Source organism: Streptomyces sp. TAA204, assembly GCF_000424965.1.
Window position 1 is genome coordinate 70,344 of sequence record NZ_AUKW01000024.1, and the last position, 16,038, is coordinate 86,381.

Genomic DNA, 16,038 nt, shown 5'->3' on the forward strand with positions numbered 1-16,038 from the left:
GGGACGCTGTCGGCGGCGGCACTTATGGTGTGCCGCATGACGAGTGCCGAGGTCTCCCTCTCCGCCGACGAGGCCCGCAGGCTGGCCCTGCGCGCGCAGGGCCTGCTGGGCGCGCAGGACCGGCGTGCCGGTGTGCGCGGGGTGCTGCGCAGGCTCGGCGCCGTCCAGTTGGACACCATCTCCGTGCTGGCCCGCTCCCACGAACTCGTGCCCTACGCGCGTCTGGGCCCCGTCGGCCGTGAGGCGGTGGAGTCCGCGTACTGGTCCGGCGCTCATTCCTTCGAGTACTGGTCGCACGCCGCCTGCATCCTCCCCGTCGAGGAATGGCCGCACTTCGCCTTCCGCCGCCGCGAGCGGCGCGCCCGCGGGCACCGCTGGCACATCCTGGAGGACCGCGACCGCGCCTGCGCGCTCGTACGGGACAGGCTCAAGGCGGACGGACCGCTGACGACCACCGAGCTGGGCGGCGGGAAGAACGGCGGCGAGTGGTTCGACTGGTCCGAGACGAAGATCGCGGTGGAGTGGCTGCTCGACACCGGCGAAGTCGTCTGCACCGAGAGGCGTGGCTGGAAGCGCGTCTACGACCTGGCGGAACGTGCCATCCCTGACGCGCTGTTGCACGACGACATGGACGACCACGAGTGCGTGCGCCGCCTGGTGACCCAGGCGGGCGCGGCGATGGGTGTGGCGACGCGCTCGGACCTGGCCGACTACCACCGGCTCAAGGGCGAGCAGGTGGAGGCGGTGCTGCCGGAGTGCGGCCTGGTACCGGTCTCCGTCGAGGGCTGGGGGAATCCGGCGTGGGCCGATCCGGCTGCTCTGGAATCCGCACCCCGGGGCCGCCACCGCACGACGCTGCTCTCGCCCTTCGACTCCCTGATCTGGGACCGGCCGCGTACGCGGAGGATGTTCGGTTTCACGCACCGGCTGGAGGCGTATGTGCCCAGGCCCAAGCGGATACACGGCTACTTCGCGATGCCGCTGCTCGCGGGCGGCCGGCTGCTGGGCCGGGTCGACCCGGGGCGGGAGGGTGCGACGCTGGTCGCCCGGCAGGTGTCGCTCGCGGGCCCCAAGGCGGTGGCACCGATGGCCAAGGCGCTCTGGGAGGCGGCGGGTTGGGTGGGCTGCGAGGAGGTGCGGGTGGAGCGTTGCGACGACGCGGAACTGGCCGCGGCGCTGACCCACGCCCTCGCGGAGACCGTGCCGGAGAAGCCGGGGAGTACCCGCGAAGGGCCTCAAGAGGCACGGGGTCGGGATCAGGTGCCGGGGCGGCTGTCGTCGTCGCGGCCGGCTTCCGGCTGACCGCGCCGCCGGATCAGCGGATCAGCGGATCTCCAGGATCTTCTCGCGCATCGCGTAGACGACCGCCTCCATGCGCGAGTGGAGCTGGAGCTTCTCGAGGATGTTGCGCACGTGGTTCTTCACGGTGTTCTCGCTGATGAAGAGCTCTTTGGCGATGTCCCGGTTGTTCATGCCGGTGGCCACGAGCTTGAGCACCTCCAGTTCCCGGTCCGTCAGCCTGGGCGCCGGCACCAGTTTGCTCTCGTCGGTGCGCTGGATCATCGACTTGAACTCGGTCAGCAGCTTGGCCGCCATGGAGGGGCTGATCTGCGACTGGCCGTCGGCCACGGCACGGATCGCCGCAGACACCTCGTCCGTTGAGATCTCCTTGAGCAGATAGCCGGTGGCGCCCGCCTTGATGGCGTCGTAGAGGTCGGCCTCCTCATCGCTGATCGTCAGCATGATGATCTTCGCACTGGGGGCCACCTCCTTGATCGACGTGCATGCCTCGATCCCGCCCCGTTTGGGCATCCGCACGTCCATCAGCACGATGTCGGGCAGCAGGTCTGCGGCCTTGTCGACCGCTTCGGCGCCGTCCCCCGCCTCGCCGATGACCTGGATGTCCTCTTCCTGGGCGAGAACGATCTCCAGCCCGCGGCGGAAGAGTTCGTGATCGTCGACGACGAGCACCCGGATCGGCTCGGGCAGCCTGCGTTCGCGCGGGTCGCCGTCCTCCACCGCCCCTCGTGCCGGGTGCGCATCGGGCATGGGCATCGCTGGCCCGAAGCTTTCCGCCATCGTTCCTCCCCCTGCAGCCTGGGTACCGCACCAACCGCGCTGCACAGGACCACGGTTGGCGAATGAGGCCATCAACGCGGCCACGAATGCGGCCATGATTCCACGCCCACGCCCCCGGCCGGGTCCTCGACCCGGCCGGGGGCGTGATCACATCGGGTCCGCTCGGCCGTCGAGCGGCTCAGCCTTTCAGCCGCCGAGAGCGCCGCCGGCCTCCGGGGGAGGGTCCACCGCGAACGGATCCGGGTCCAGGTGGATCACGCCGTAGTCGTAGCCGTGCCGACGATAGACGACGCTGGGCTGCTTGTTCTCGGAGTCGACGAAGAGATAGAAGTCGTGGCCCACCAGCTCCATTTCGTAGAGCGCCTGGTCCAGACTCATGGGCGCGGCGGCGTGCGTCTTCTCGCGGACGACGAGCGGGCCGTCCCCCTGCACCTCGATGGGTCCCACCTTGGTGGTCATCGGCTTGTCCTCGGCCTCTTCCTCGGCCGGTGCCGACGCTGCCGCCGCGTCGAGCTGTCCGTTGAGTTCTGCTGCGAGGTGTGCGGTGGCCGCCGCGACGCTGATCGGCGCGCGGCTCCCTCCACGGTGCACGCGCCGCTTGTCGTGCTGCTTGCGCAGCCGCGCCTCGAGTTTGGCCGAGGCCAGGTCGAGCGCGGCATAGGGATCGGAGGCCGCTGCCTCCGCGCGGATGACCGGCCCGCGGGTGTACATCGTGATCTCCACCCTGTCGGATCGGTCGGCCTGCCGGGGATTGTGTTCCTTGCACACCTCGACATCCAGGCTGATCACCTTTCCGTCGAGTTTCTGGATCTTCGCCAGCTTCTCGGCCACGTGCTTGCGGAACCTCTCGGGCACCTCGGTCTTGCGGCCCTTGACGACGATGTCCACGCAGAACTCCGTTCCGGAGCGCTACCACGACGCCGCGCGGAGCGTCTCCTCTGTGCAATGACACCGGAGGCTCAGGGCCTTCTGCCGCCAGCCTCCGGAACCTCGGCTTGCGACTTTCACCTCCTTCTCCCCCAGGGGGAAGATCGTCACCCCACCTCGAACGTACCTCCACCGGAGGTTCGTCGGCACCCCCTACTGACACGTACCTACGTTCAGGTATCAATTCACGACAGCCATCAGCAGCCCTGTGCGATCTCTGCTACTTCTCGCGATTCCCCGAGGACGCGCTCCCATTCCTGGGACGGAAGGCGACGACAGCCGCCACCGTCACGTTCCGCACCTGCTCGTCGACGCAGCGCGCCGCCTCCGCGAGAGAGGCGCCAGTCGTCGTCAGATCGTCGACCAGCACCGTCTCTCCGCAGGTCAACAACCTGCCGCTACCGGGCACCAACTCCAGGGCACCACTGAGATTCGCCAGGCGCCCGGAGGCGGTCAGCCCGGCCTGATCGACGACCGGGCGGCACTGCCGCAGCACGTTCAGTGTGCGCACCGCCAGCCCGCCGCGCCGCAGTTCGCGGGCCGCCGAAACGGCGATCCGCCGCACCGGATCGTGACCACGGACGGCCACCGCACGCCGCGCGGACGGCACCGGCACGAGCGTCAGAGGCCCCCGCGTCCTGCGGCCCGGCGGGCCCCCGCAGGCCGTCCGCACCGCGGCGGCCAGGACCGCGCCCAGCGGAGCAGCCAGGCGCAACGCGCCGCGCTCCTTGTGCGCGAGCAGCACCGCGCGTATCTCGTCGGCGTAGGGCATCGCCGCATACACCGCGGGCAGCCCCGGCGGCACGGGCGAGGGCCGGACCCGTCGGGGGACTGCCCCCCTCAGCAGGGCGCCGCACGCCCCGCACAACTCACCGCGCACACGCGGCAGGCCGCACCCCGCGCATGCCGAGGGCAGCACCAGTCCTGCGATCTCCTGCCGGAACTCCCGCCACAACTCACGCATACCGGCCACTCTCACAGTGGCTCCCGACCCGGGCCACCCCTGTGGAAAACCATCGGCCCGGCACCCGACACGGCCGATTCCTTTCCTAACCGGACGGCCGGTTCCGGTGCGGCCGCGGCACCCGTGCCGTGGCGGTCAAGGTTCGCGCGTCAAGGAGCGGCAGCCGGTGCATGGGAGCGCAAGGCGTGCGGAAGCTCTCACAGCGGAGCTGCCTGAGCGCCATCCGGCGCCGCGAGCGCGCGTGCCGGCCGCCGCGACGGTGCGGACGCCGCCGGGGAGAGGCGTCAGCCAGCCGGGAGAGGCGTCAGCCGGGGTAGACGGGGCTCGAGCCGCTGTCCGAGAGCGTCTTCCAGTTGGCGTCCGGGGGCAGACGTACTATGCCGTCCTCCGAGTCGGCCAGCAGCGGTTTGCTCTCGTCCTCCGAAGCGCCGACGCCTGTCACATCGTTGATGCCCGGCAGGGTCGGCTGGTTCGAGGCGGAGCCGTCCGTCTGCATGTACTGCATCTGCTGCACACTGCCCGACTCACGCCCCACCACCACCAGTCGGCTGCCACCCGCCCAGGAAGCGGCCGCCACGTCCTCGAACTGCGGTGCGATGGGCCTCAGCGCCGCGACCGTCACCTGCGGGTCGTTCGCCGTGCCCGCGCGTTCGACCCGTCCGAGCTGCAGCGTCCGCCGTCCGTCCTTCTGCCGTATTCGCAGCGCCATCCGAACGCCGTCCGACGCGATCCGCAGCGACTCGATCCGCTCGTCCTCGCCGAGACCGGGAACCTCGACCTCCTCGGGCTTCTCCTTGCCTCCGGGCAGCCGCAGCAGCCGCCGCCTGTCCGGATCACGGTCCGCGATCCACAGGTCGCCGAGCCCGTCCCAACTGGGGGACGTCAGCCGGTCCTTCTCACTCTTGGCCTTGCTCGTCAGGACCGGCTCACCCATCTCGCTGTCCTCGCTGAGCCGCGCGACGTATAGCGAACGCCCGGTCCGGGAGACGGCCGCACCCTCCTGCTCGGCACGGTTCACCGCGACCGAACCCATCTCCGTCTCGCCCCGGCCGAGCGCCCCCTGAACCGGCCTGGCCTTCTCGCTGTTCCCCTCGAAAGCGGCCACACGATGGCGCTCGTCGACGAAGTACGGCCGTGTCGCACGGCCGTTGAGCCGGCCCGGCTCGTAGACCTCGGCCTGCTCCCGCGTCCGCTCGCACATCGGTTCCCCGCCGGGGCCCGCGAGTTGCACCCTGCTCACCTTCGCCGACGCCTGGTCCTGCACGGTGTGCAGCACCTGGGACGCCATACGCGCGCACCGTGCACTGTCCGCGCGGGCGCCCTTCGCGTTCAGCCGCATGCTCAGCGCGCCCGAATCGTCGAGCGAGAGCCGCTGCCCGCCTGCGAGCCGCGCCCCCTCGGGGAAGGAGGAGGTGGCCACCGGCGCGAACCACCGGGTCGGCCCGTCCATCAGGGCCTCGACGGTCGCGGTGACCGGGTCGACCCTGCGCCGCAGGTACACCGGGTCGGCCACCAGGACGTTCTTGCCGCCCGCGATCGACTCCGCGTCGGCGCCCAGCCGCGCGTAGTAGTAGTTGTTGATCGGCCGGTAGATGCGCTGGAAGTCCGACTCCCCCAGGGCCAGCCCGTCCGGGAGGTGGTCGATGCGCCACTCGCCGTCCACCTCGGAGAGGTGGAATCCCTCGTTGTAGTCACCGGACTCGGGTGAGTAGGCGTGCTTGTCGTCGACCTCCGCGACACGCGTCCCCTTGACCTGGACGGTGTAGCCCCGCTGCCCGCTGGTGTCCTTACGTGCCTTCCCCGGGGTGGGGCCGCCCGAGAGCACACTCGTACGGGCGAAGGGGTCCCACTCCCCGGCCGTGCGCGCGGTCAGATACTTCTTCGCGGTCGAGAAGGCGGCCTCGTCGCTCGTGATCGCCTCGAGGAACCCGCGCACGATCTGCTGCGGCCGCTCGCCCTTCTGCGGGCTCACACCGAAGACGCGCACCTGCGAGTCGGGGTCGGCCCGGTGCGAGGAGTCGACGTGGTCGACGGTGCCGTCGTCCGGCATGGAGGCACAGCCCGACAGCAGCAGTACGAGAGCTGTCAGGTACACCGTGCCGGTGCGATGACGTTGGCGGCCGAGCCGCTCAGTGCCCATCGGAGTTCTCCTCCCGGGTGGACTCTCGCGTGGCGCTGCCCGACGCGGCGGACACACCCTGCACGGCCACAGCGGAGGCCGCGGAGGCCGGTTCCGACGCGGGCGCCGTCCTCAGCACCGTGGCGGACGCCCCGCCGGCCGGGGTCTTCGCCGCCTCCTCACGTCCCCCCAGGACTGCGCTCTCCAGCCCGCGCTTTCGGCGTGAGTCGGCGGGCTCCAGCGGAATGGGGGACGCGCGCAGAGTGTCTCCCGCCGCGCAGGGCAGCGTGAGGCGGAACTGGGAGCCGCCGCCCGGCTCGCCCCACACCTGGAGCCAGCCGCCGTGCAGCCTGGCGTCCTCCAGGGCGATGGACAGACCCAGCCCGGTCCCTCCGGTCGTACGGGCCCTGGCGGGGTCGGCGCGCCAGAAGCGGTTGAAGACGCGCTCCGCCTCGCTGCGGCTGAGTCCGACACCGTAGTCACGCACGGCCAGCGCGACCGCTCCGCGGGCGGAGGCCAGTTCGACCACGACGTCGTGGCCCTCACCGTGCTCTATGGCGTTGTCGACGAGGTTGCGCACCACACGTTCGATACGGCGCCCGTCGGCCTCGGCGACCACAGGAGCTCCGTCACCCCGAACGACGACGCTGCTGCCCTTGCGGTCGGCGAGCGGCTCGCAGCCGTCGACGACACGGCGGACCACGTCGCGCAGGTCGATCGGATCGGCATCCAGGTTCGCGGCCCCCGCGTCGAAGCGGCTGATCTCCAGCAGGTCGCCGAGCAGCGACTCGAAACGGTCGAGCTGGCCCAGCAGCAGCTCGGCGGAGCGTGCGGTGGCCGGGTCGAAGTCCTCCCGCGCCTCATGGATCACGTCGGCGGCCATCCGGACCGTGGTGAGCGGCGTGCGCAGCTCGTGCGAGACGTCGGAGACGAAGCGGCGCTGCATCCGGGAAAGCTCCTCCAGCTGCTGGATCTTCAACTGGAGGTTCTGTGCCATCTTGTTGAAGGACTCCCCGAGCCGGGCGATGTCGTCCTCGCCGGTGACCTTCATCCGCTCCTGGAGGCGCCCCGCGGCGAGGCGTTCCGAGATTCCCGCGGCCATGCGTACGGGCGTGACCACCTGCCGCACCACCAGCCAGGCGATCGCGCCGAGCAGCACGACCACGAACACACCGGCTGTGGCCAGCGTGCCCTTGACCAGGTTGAGCGACTCCTCCTCCAGCGTGAAGGGGAAGACGTAGTACATCTGGTACGGGGCCCCGCCGGCGTCGTTGAGCCGCTTGCCCACGATCAGCCCGGCTGTGGTGCCACCGCTCTGCAGGTGGACCTTCGCGTACCGCTGGTGGGTGCCGGGCTGCTCGTCCAGGGCCTTGCGCAGGTCGGCGGGGATGCTCTCCTCGGGCCGGATGTCGCCGGAGGCACGAGGGCCCCGGGTCGTGGAGCGTCCGTTTCCGAGGAAGGGGGACTCGTCGTTCTGGGAGCCGAGAGCGACCACGGAGTAGACCCCCTGGCCGCCGCTGGCGAGCTGTTCCACGAGGTTGTTCAGCCAGGTGCCGGTGTTCTGTCCGCTCCTGCCTCCGCTCGCGGGGCCCCCGGGCTGGCCGCTCCGCCCGCTTCCCGCGCTGTCGGCCATCTGCTGGGCGGCCGCGAAGCCGCCGGCCGCCTGGCTCTGCGCCGTCTTCTCCTTCGCGTCGAGCAGGCCGTTGCGCACCTGGCCGATGACGACGATGCCCAGCAGCAGCACGACGCCCAGCGACATCAGCAGCGTGGCCGCCACCACCCGCAGCTGGATGTTGCGCCGCCACAACCGCAGGACAGGCAGCAGCGGGCGGCGCACCCAGCGGATGAAGAAGCGGATCGCGGGGTGCGCCTGTGGTCCGGTCGTGCCCTCCGGAAGCAGCCCCTCGGAGAAGAGCGCCCCACTGCGCCACAAACGCCTGAACTTGGACATTTCAGACTCTTGAGGTGAGACTCCGTCCCCGCCGGGCCGCTGCTGGACGGAGCCGTTCCGGGTCATCTCAGCCGGGCCCCGCCTTGTAACCGACGCCGCGCACCGTCACGACGATCTCCGGCCGCTCGGGGTCACGCTCCACCTTGGAACGCAGCCGCTGCACATGGACGTTGACCAGGCGCGTGTCGGCCGCGTGCCGGTACCCCCACACCTGCTCCAGCAGCACCTCCCGGGTGAAGACCTGCCAGGGCTTGCGGGCCAGCGCCACCAGGAGGTCGAACTCCAGCGGCGTGAGGGCGATGGACTGCCCGTCCCTCTTCACCGAGTGCCCGGCGACATCGATCACCAGATCACCGATGGCCAGCTGCTCGGGCGCCGGGTCGTCGGACCGCCGCAGCCTCGCTCGGATTCGCGCTACCAGCTCCTTCGGCTTGAACGGTTTGACGATGTAGTCGTCGGCCCCCGACTCCAGGCCGACCACGACATCCACCGTGTCGCTCTTGGCGGTCAGCATGACCACCGGCACTCCTGACTCGGCCCGGATCAGGCGGCACACCTCGATGCCGTCCCTTCCGGGCAGCATCAGGTCGAGCAGCACCAGATCCGGCTTGGTCTCGCGGAAGGCGGCGAGCGCCTTGTCGCCGTCCGACACGAACGACGGTTCAAAGCCTTCGCCGCGCAGCACGATGCCGAGCATCTCTGCCAGTGCGGTGTCGTCGTCGACGACAAGGACGCGTCCCTTCATGCGTTCATCATCCCATTACCCCATCGTGACGTTCTCGTTCGTGACGGGGAACACAGCCCCGCGACAGTTTCCCTGGTGACGGGCGAGATCACACCGCGTTCCGTGACGATCGCCGTCACCAGTTCCGGCGGGGTCACATCGAACGCCGGGTTGTAGGCCTCGGCCCCCTTCGGGGCCACCGGGACAGCGGCGCTCCCTTCCACGCCGGGGCCCGCCCGATACGGCGAGGAGATCTCCGTCACCTCCGTCGCCGGACGCTGCTCCACCACGATGTCGGCCCCCGCTTCCGTGGCGAGATCCACCGTCGTCACCGGCGCCACCACGATGAACGGAACCCCGTGGTGCCGCGACAGCACCGCCAGCGGATAGCTGCCCACCTTGTTGGCCACAGAGCCGTCGGCTGCGATCCGGTCCGCGCCGATGAGCACCGCGTCCACCTTGCCCCCGGCGAACAGCGAACCCGCCGCACCGTCCGCCAGCACGCTGTACGCCATCCCTTCACGTGTGGCCTCGTACGCGGTCAGCCGGGCGCCCTGAAGCAGCGGACGGGTCTCGTCCACCCACAGCCGCTCCAGCCTGCCGGCACCGTGCAGTGCCGAGACCACGGCGAACGCCGTACCCTGCCCCCCGGACACCAGGATGCCGGTGTTGCAGTGCGTGAGCAGCCGCAGGCGCCCGGCCGGTACCAGCTCGTCGAGCAGCTCACGTCCGAGCCGCGCCATGCGCCCGCTCGCCTCCGCGTCCTCCTCGTGCAGGCTCCTTGCCTCCGCCAACGCGACGGCCGCCGCCTCCCCCCTGCTCGCCCCCTCACCGGCCGCGGCTGCGCGACAGGCGTGCTCCACGCGCCGTACGCCCGCTGCCAGGTTGACCGCGGTGGGTCTTGCGGAGGCCAGCCGGGCCGCCGCGTCTGCGACGTCGTCACCCCGGGCGGCTGCGAGCGCGACCCCGTAACCACCCGCCACCCCCAGCAGCGGCGCCCCACGCACCGACAGCGCCTGGATCGCCTCCACCAAAGCAGGAACATCCGCACACACCAGCTCGACTTCCTCGGCCGGCAATCTCGTCTGGTCGAGGAGCACCAGCACCGGCCCCGCGGGGGACTCCTGCCAGCGCAGTACCGGGACACCGTCATCTGCCATCCGCACAGTCTGCCTGCCGCCCCGGCGACCGCTGAAGGCAACCCGAAGACGCGGGGCCCGGCCGGAGCCCCACCCACCCGTGGGACCATTGCTCTCAACCAGTCGACGCAGCGACCGACACCCCGAGGTGACCACACGTGACCGACTCTCCGGGCTGGGCCTCGCCCGGATCCGCCTCCGAGCGTTCGACCGACGGTCAGGAGCCCGCCACGGGGACACCTCCCGAGGAGCCACCCACCAACTGGTCGGCACAGCAACCGCCGGCGCACGGAGGCGGCGGCTGGGCTTCCCCGCCCGGGCAGCCGGGCCCGGACAAGTGGAGCGGCGGCTGGAACCAGCCGCCGGCCGCCAAGCCGGGAACCATCCCTCTGCGCCCCCTGGGCGTCGGGGAGATACTGGACGGCGCCGTGTCCACCATGCGGGCGCACTGGCGCACCGTGCTCGGGATCGCCCTCGCCGTCGCCGTCGTCGTGCAACTCGTGAGCACCGTCGTCACCGGGCTCTGGATGGCGGACGCCACCGACCTGAACGCCCTGAGCAAGAACCCCCAGCCGAGCAACGACGAACTCATGGACGCCATGGGCGGTACGTTCGCCACCGCCGGGATCGCGAGCCTCGCCGACGTCCTCGGGACAGTGATCGTCACCGCCATGCTGACAGTCGTCGTCAGCCGCGCCGTGCTCGGCCGCACCGTCGACATCCGTGAAGCCTGGCAGGACTCGCGCCCACAACTCCTCCGCCTGCTCGGGCTCTTGATCATCGTGCCGCTCCTCGTCGGCCTCGTCGTCGCCGCCGGTTCTCTTCCCGGCAGCTTCCTGCTGGCCACGGGCGCGACGCCTCTCGGAATGTTCGTACTTCTCCTGGGCCTCCTTGCGGGCGGGGCGGCCGGAGTCTGGCTCTGGGTCCGCTTCAGCCTCGCCGCCCCCGCCCTGATGCTGGAGAAGCAGGGCGTCATCACCGCCATGCGCCGCTCCGCCAAGCTCGTACGGGGCAGCTGGTGGCGCGTCTTCGGCGTGCAACTGCTGGCCATGCTCCTCGTGGGCGCCATCACCTTGATCATCAAGCTGCCGGCGGCGTTCGTGGGTGCGCTCGCCAGCGGTCAGGGTCTTCCCGTTCTCACCAGCGCGACGCCCGACACCGGCTGGGCCTTCCTGATCGCGACCGGCATCGGCGCGGTCATCGCCTCCACCATCACCTTCCCGATCCGTGCAGGCGTCACGGCGCTCCTCTATCTCGACCAGCGCATCCGCCGGGAGGCGCTCGACCTCGAACTGGCCCGCGCCGCGGGCGTCTCCGGCTACGGCGACCCACAGTCCGACGGCTCCGCCCCCGGGAGCTGAGGCGGTGCCGGGGGACATGGCGATCGCGCCCGAGACCGCCACCGGCCTGCGTTCGTCGGCAACCACAGGCGTCGGCGACGACGGCCCGGTCACCACCCCCCGTACGCCCGCGCGCGAAGCAGCCGAGCGGGAACTCTCCAAACGCGAGTACCACGAGAACGACCCCGGCCTCCTCCAGCGCCTCTTCGACTGGTTGTGGGAGCACGTCACCTCGCTGCTCAGCTCGGCGGCACAAGCCACCCCCGGGGGTGTGGTGGGTCTCGCCGTACTCGCCTGCGTCGTGCTGCTGCTCCTCATCGCGCTGCGTCTTCGCCTCGGCAGACTGCGGCCCGGCCCGGCCTCCGGCAGCGGCACACTCTTCGACAACCGCCCTCGCACAGCGGCCGAACACCGTGCCGCTGCCGATGCGCACGCCGCCGCGGACCGGTGGAGCGAAGCCCTCAAGGAACGGATGCGCGCCGTCGTCCGGTCCCTGGAGGAGCGAGCCCTCCTGGACCACCGCCCCGGCCGCACCGCCGACGAGGCCGCGTCCGAAGCGGGCCAACTGCTGCCCGGCCACGCCGATGCCCTGCGCTCCGCCGCCCGCTCCTTCGACGAGGTCACGTACGGGGAAAGGCCCGCCGACGCCGCCGCGTACGCCCTCGTCCGTGATCTCGACTCCGCACTGCGCCGCGCCGCGCCCCGGCTGCCGGAGACCACTGACCCGCACGGTAGGGACGGAGCGGAAGCACAGGCCGTCCGCGGTGCCACGGCCGCCGCGACAGACAGGGGAGGCCGTTGAGCGCCACCTCCCCCACGTCCCTCTCCCCGACCGCCCGGCAGATGTGGACGCGATTCCGTGGGCTGCTGCTCGCAGCGGCGATCCTCGCGGTGGCCGGAGTGGTCATCGCCGCGCTCCGCTCCGGCGAGGAGTACGGACTCCTCGACCCCCGCTCCACGGACGACCACGGCAGCAAAGCGGTCGCCGAACTCCTCAAGGAGCGAGGGGTGAAGATCAAGATCGCCACGACGTCCCGGGAAGCCGATGCCGCCGCGGACCGCGGCGCGACACTGCTCGTGAGCGACCCCGACGCGCTCACCCGGCGTCAACTCTCGGATCTGCGCCCGGCACTGCAACGAGGCGGGAGAGCGGTCCTCATCGCGCCGGGCCCCTCGGCGACCGCGGCACTCACCGCACGAGTACGGGCCGCGCCTCCCGCCCCGGTCCAGCCGACACCTCCCGACTGCGACTTCCCGACCGCCGCTCGCGCGGGCGACGCCGAACTCGGCGGTGTCCGGTACGCGGTGAGCGCAGAGGACGCGGACGTCTGCTACGTGCACCAGAGTCTGCCGACCCTGCTGAGGCTCCCGGACGACCCCGACGGCCGTATCGCCCCCCATGGGGACATGGTGCTGATCGGCGCACCCGATCCGCTCTACAACGAGCGCCTCGACGAATACGGCAACGCCTCGCTCGTGCTGCAACTCCTCGGCTCCCGCCCCCATCTCGTCTGGTACCTCCCCTCTCCCGCCGAATCCTCCACCGCGGAGAACGGCGAACGCGGCTTCCTCGACCTGCTTCCCGAGGGCTGGTCCTGGGCCACTCTCCAGCTGACGATCGCCGCCGTTCTCGCAGCGCTCTGGCGCGTACGCCGTCTCGGTCCCCTCGTCCCCGAACAACTCCCCGTCTCCGTCCGCGCATCCGAAACCACCGAGGGTCGAGCACGCCTCTACCGCAGCGCCGACGCACGAGACCGCGCCGCCGAAGCCCTTCGCACAGCAACCCGGGCACGGCTGGCGCCCCTTGTCGGTGTCAGCCCCGGGGACGCGGACTCTCCGGACGCCCTGACCCATGCCCTCGCCACGAGTTCACACTCCCCGGCCCCCGTTGAGGCGGACACCACCGATTCCCCCCGGACCGGCAGCGCACGACTCCACTCCCTCCTCTTCGGCCCCGCGCCCACGAGTGACGAGGAACTCGTGCGCCTCTGCGACGAACTCGACCACCTGGAACGTCACTTCTCCGCTCCCGCCCCTGCCTCCCACCTACCGACAGACAAGGAACGCACCTCGTGAGCGCCCCCTCAGCAGACAGCGCCCGCAGCGCCCTCGAAGCATTGCGCCTGGAGATCTCCAAGGCGGTCGTCGGCCAGGACGCCGCCGTCACGGGACTCGTCGTCGCCCTGCTCTGCCGCGGCCATGTGCTGCTCGAAGGTGTCCCCGGAGTCGCCAAGACGCTTCTTGTGCGCACCCTCGCAGCCACTCTCGATCTCGGGACCAAGCGCCTGCAGTTCACCCCCGACCTGATGCCCAGCGATGTCACCGGCTCTCTCATCTATGACGCGCGCACCGCGGAGTTCTCCTTCCAGCCGGGCCCCGTCTTCACCAATCTCCTGCTCGCCGACGAGATCAACCGGACACCGCCCAAGACCCAGGCGTCCCTGCTCGAGGCCATGGAGGAGCGTCAGGTCTCGGTCGACGGCACCCCGCGCAAGCTCCCCGACCCCTTCCTCGTGGCAGCCACCCAGAACCCGGTCGAGTACGAAGGGACTTATCCCCTCCCCGAAGCCCAACTCGACCGTTTCCTGCTGAAGCTGAACCTTCCGCTGCCTTCCCGGGAAGACGAGATCAGCGTCCTGACCCGGCACACGGAAGGATTCGACCCGCGGAACCTCGAAGCCGCCGGTGTACGCCCCGTCGCCGGTCCGGCAGACCTCGAAGCCGCACGCACCGCCGTCGCCGAGACCTCGGTCGCGCCGGAAGTCACCGGCTATGTCGTCGATATCTGCCGTGCCACTCGCGATTCCCCCTCTTTCACGCTCGGCGTCTCCCCCAGGGGCGCCACGGCTCTACTCGCGAGCGCTCGCGCCTGGGCCTGGCTGACCGGCCGGGACTATGTGATCCCCGACGACATCAAGTCCTTCGCCCTGCCGACGCTGCGACACCGCGTGCAACTCCGGCCCGAGGCGGAGATGGAGGGTGTCACCCCCGACAGCGTGATCAATTCGATTCTTGCCCATGTCCCTGTCCCCCGCTGAATCACAGTGAGCTGATTGGCAAGCCCGATTCATGGCACTCACCGGCCGCACAGCCCTTGTCGCCGCCCTCGGCGCCCTCGTCGTCGGCTTTCTGCTTCCCGGTTGGACCGGCGTACTGGCCGTCGAACTCCCGTTGCTGCTTGCAATCCTGTACGACCTGACCAGGGCCGCGCCAGTGGATCAGCTCCGGTTCACGCGTTCCGGTGACACGTCAGTTCGCCTCGGCGAACGTGCGTCCGTGCACATCGTCGTCACCAATGCGTCGCGGCGCCTCTCACGTCTCCGCCTCCGCGACGCCTGGCCACCGAGCAGTTGGCCGCCGGACGCCGCAGCCGTCGCGGGCCGGCACAACGTGCGCATCGGCCCCGGTGAACGTCAGCAAGTCATCACCGGTCTGCACCCCGTCCGCCGCGGCGACCGTCGCGCAGACCGCATCACCGTCCGCTCTTACGGCCCTCTGGGACTCGCCGCCCGCCAGGGAAGCCACTCCGTGCCCTGGACGGTGCGCGTTCTCCCCGCCTTCACCAGCCGCAAGCACCTGCCGGCCAAGATGGCCAGACTCCGCGAACTCGACGGCCGCACAAGCATCCTCACCCGTGGGGAGGGCACCGAATTCGACAGCCTCCGCGAGTACGTTCCGGGAGACGACACACGTTCCATCGACTGGCGCGCCACTGCGCGACAATCGGCCGTCGCGGTGCGCACGTGGCGCCCCGAGCGGGACAGGCGCATCCTCGTCGTCCTCGACACGGGCCGGACGTCCGCGGGCCGGGTGGGCGACGCTCCTCGCCTGGACTCCTCCATGGACGCGGCACTTCTGCTCGCCGCACTGGCCTCACGCGCCGGCGACCGCGTCGACCTGCTTGCCTACGACCGGGTCCCCCGGGCCACGGTCAACGGCCGCACCGCACATGACGTCCTGCCGGCCTTCGTCTCGGCGATGGCACCCCTCGAACCCGCACTCGTCGAATCGGACGCGCGCGGACTGGCGTCGCAGGCACTTCGCATGGCGCGTCACCAGTCCCTGATCGTCCTTCTCACCGGCCTCGAGGCATCGCCCGTGGAAGAGGGGCTGCTGCCGGTACTGCCGCTCCTGACACAGCGCCATACGGTTCTGGTCGCTTCCATCGCCGATCCGCGAATCGCGGAAATGGCAGCCGCACGAGGGGACATCGACGCGGCTTACGAAGCGGCCGCGGCGGCTCGCACACAAACGGAGCGCAACCAGACAGCAGACCGGCTTCGCCGACGCGGGGTTGTCGTCGTCGACGCCCTGCCCTGTGATCTGGCCCCGGCTCTCGCGGATGCATACCTCGCGCTCAAAGCAACCGGCCGGCTCTGAACCGGTTCTGATCCCCGTCGCTTCCTCAGAAGTGTCCGGATATGGGAGAAGCCCTGTCGGGTGTGGCGTGGCCACCCCGACAGGGCTTCTCTCACGTGTTGTTCGGCGGTGTCCTACTCTCCCACACGCTCCCGCATGCAGTACCATCGGCGCTGTCAGGCTTAGCTTCCGGGTTCGGAAAGTAACCGGGCGTTTCCCCGACGCTATGACCACCGAAACTCACACCCCCCACTTCTCCCGGGGCCTGCCACACGTAGTGGCACGCCCCGGCAAGGGGGGGAAGTCTCAGCAAACACACACTGTTCACATGTCACGTGGTGCTGGATTGCGGGTTGCTGTCTCAGAAACCGCACAGTGGACGCGAGCAGAAGTACCTGTGGTCAAGCCCTCGGCTTATTAGTACCAGTCAACTCCA

The 16,038-nt window shown here is 70.4% G+C and carries 12 protein-coding genes, 1 rRNA gene and 1 pseudogene; 6 read left to right on the forward strand and 8 right to left on the reverse strand.

The features are described from left to right. The first annotated feature begins 36 nt into the window (after positions 1-36). Positions 37-1,302, forward strand: coding sequence for a DNA glycosylase AlkZ-like family protein (locus tag H343_RS32520; RefSeq protein ID WP_078506065.1), 1,266 nt, complete (start codon positions 37-39; stop codon positions 1,300-1,302). 21 nt (positions 1,303-1,323) lie between these two features. Here H343_RS32520 and H343_RS0123630 read toward each other — a convergent pair. The 7 genes and pseudogenes from H343_RS0123630 to mtnA form a co-directional block, all read right to left on the reverse strand. Further along, positions 1,324-1,986: pseudogene (locus tag H343_RS0123630) on the reverse strand (response regulator); the annotation flags it as partial. Between the two features lie 279 nt (positions 1,987-2,265). Next, positions 2,266-2,967, reverse strand: a complete 702-nt coding sequence (gene hpf, locus H343_RS0123635; protein WP_028433145.1) for a ribosome hibernation-promoting factor, HPF/YfiA family — start codon at positions 2,965-2,967, stop codon at positions 2,266-2,268. 259 nt (positions 2,968-3,226) lie between these two features. Next, positions 3,227-3,970: a ComF family protein gene (locus H343_RS0123640; RefSeq protein WP_028433146.1), complete on the reverse strand. Its 744-nt coding sequence runs from the start codon at positions 3,968-3,970 to the stop codon at positions 3,227-3,229. Positions 3,971-4,274: 304 nt separating this feature from the next. Next, a complete protein-coding gene (locus tag H343_RS0123645; protein WP_028433147.1) occupies positions 4,275-6,110 on the reverse strand; it encodes an LpqB family beta-propeller domain-containing protein in 1,836 nt (611 codons plus the stop codon). Beyond that, positions 6,100-8,040, reverse strand: a complete 1,941-nt coding sequence (mtrB, locus tag H343_RS32525) for an MtrAB system histidine kinase MtrB (protein WP_106958929.1) — start codon at positions 8,038-8,040, stop codon at positions 6,100-6,102. The genes H343_RS0123645 and mtrB overlap by 11 nt, the downstream gene beginning before the upstream one ends. Positions 8,041-8,107: 67 nt before the next feature. Next, complete coding sequence (gene mtrA / locus H343_RS0123655) at positions 8,108-8,785, reverse strand: two-component system response regulator MtrA (RefSeq protein ID WP_028433148.1); 678 nt, start codon at positions 8,783-8,785, stop codon at positions 8,108-8,110. Next, positions 8,782-9,924, reverse strand: a complete 1,143-nt coding sequence (gene mtnA, locus H343_RS0123660; protein WP_078506067.1) for an S-methyl-5-thioribose-1-phosphate isomerase — start codon at positions 9,922-9,924, stop codon at positions 8,782-8,784. The genes mtrA and mtnA overlap by 4 nt, the downstream gene beginning before the upstream one ends. 137 nt (positions 9,925-10,061) lie before the next feature. Here mtnA and H343_RS0123665 point away from each other — a divergent pair, with 137 nt between their 5' ends. The 5 genes from H343_RS0123665 to H343_RS0123685 are packed head-to-tail and all read left to right on the forward strand — an operon-like array spanning position 10,062 to position 15,623. Continuing rightward, entirely contained in the window at positions 10,062-11,264 is a 1,203-nt protein-coding gene (locus H343_RS0123665; protein ID WP_028433150.1) for a DUF7847 domain-containing protein, read from the forward strand. A gap of 16 nt (positions 11,265-11,280) precedes the next feature. Then, complete coding sequence (locus H343_RS32530) at positions 11,281-12,045, forward strand: DUF4129 domain-containing protein (protein WP_051265911.1); 765 nt, start codon at positions 11,281-11,283, stop codon at positions 12,043-12,045. Beyond that, on the forward strand, positions 12,042-13,319 hold the full coding sequence (locus H343_RS0123675; RefSeq protein WP_028433151.1) for a DUF4350 domain-containing protein: 1,278 nt from the start codon (positions 12,042-12,044) through the stop codon (positions 13,317-13,319). The genes H343_RS32530 and H343_RS0123675 overlap by 4 nt, the downstream gene beginning before the upstream one ends. Continuing rightward, complete coding sequence (locus H343_RS0123680) at positions 13,316-14,281, forward strand: AAA family ATPase (RefSeq protein WP_028433152.1); 966 nt, start codon at positions 13,316-13,318, stop codon at positions 14,279-14,281. Before H343_RS0123675 ends, H343_RS0123680 begins: the two co-directional genes overlap by 4 nt. 31 nt (positions 14,282-14,312) lie before the next feature. Further along, complete coding sequence (locus tag H343_RS0123685; RefSeq protein WP_028433153.1) at positions 14,313-15,623, forward strand: DUF58 domain-containing protein; 1,311 nt, start codon at positions 14,313-14,315, stop codon at positions 15,621-15,623. A 100-nt stretch (positions 15,624-15,723) separates the two neighbouring features. On the opposite strand, the gene rrf is transcribed toward H343_RS0123685, so the two are convergent. After that, positions 15,724-15,840, reverse strand: a 5S ribosomal RNA gene (rrf, locus tag H343_RS0123690). Positions 15,841-16,038: the final 198 nt, after the last annotated feature.

What these genes read in the sequence shown, in the direction of transcription:
- H343_RS32520 (WP_078506065.1), top strand. Translation starts at nt 37, where the DNA reads ATGACGAGTGCCGAGGTCTCCCTCTCCGCCGACGAGGCCCGCAGGCTG.
- H343_RS0123640 (WP_028433146.1), bottom strand. Translation starts at nt 3,970, where the DNA reads ATGCGTGAGTTGTGGCGGGAGTTCCGGCAGGAGATCGCAGGACTGGTG.
- H343_RS0123645 (WP_028433147.1), bottom strand. Translation starts at nt 6,110, where the DNA reads ATGGGCACTGAGCGGCTCGGCCGCCAACGTCATCGCACCGGCACGGTG.
- mtrB (WP_106958929.1), bottom strand. Translation starts at nt 8,040, where the DNA reads ATGTCCAAGTTCAGGCGTTTGTGGCGCAGTGGGGCGCTCTTCTCCGAG.
- mtrA (WP_028433148.1), bottom strand. Translation starts at nt 8,785, where the DNA reads ATGAAGGGACGCGTCCTTGTCGTCGACGACGACACCGCACTGGCAGAG.
- mtnA (WP_078506067.1), bottom strand. Translation starts at nt 9,924, where the DNA reads ATGGCAGATGACGGTGTCCCGGTACTGCGCTGGCAGGAGTCCCCCGCG.
- H343_RS32530 (WP_051265911.1), top strand. Translation starts at nt 11,281, where the DNA reads ATGGCGATCGCGCCCGAGACCGCCACCGGCCTGCGTTCGTCGGCAACC.
- H343_RS0123685 (WP_028433153.1), top strand. Translation starts at nt 14,313, where the DNA reads ATGGCACTCACCGGCCGCACAGCCCTTGTCGCCGCCCTCGGCGCCCTC.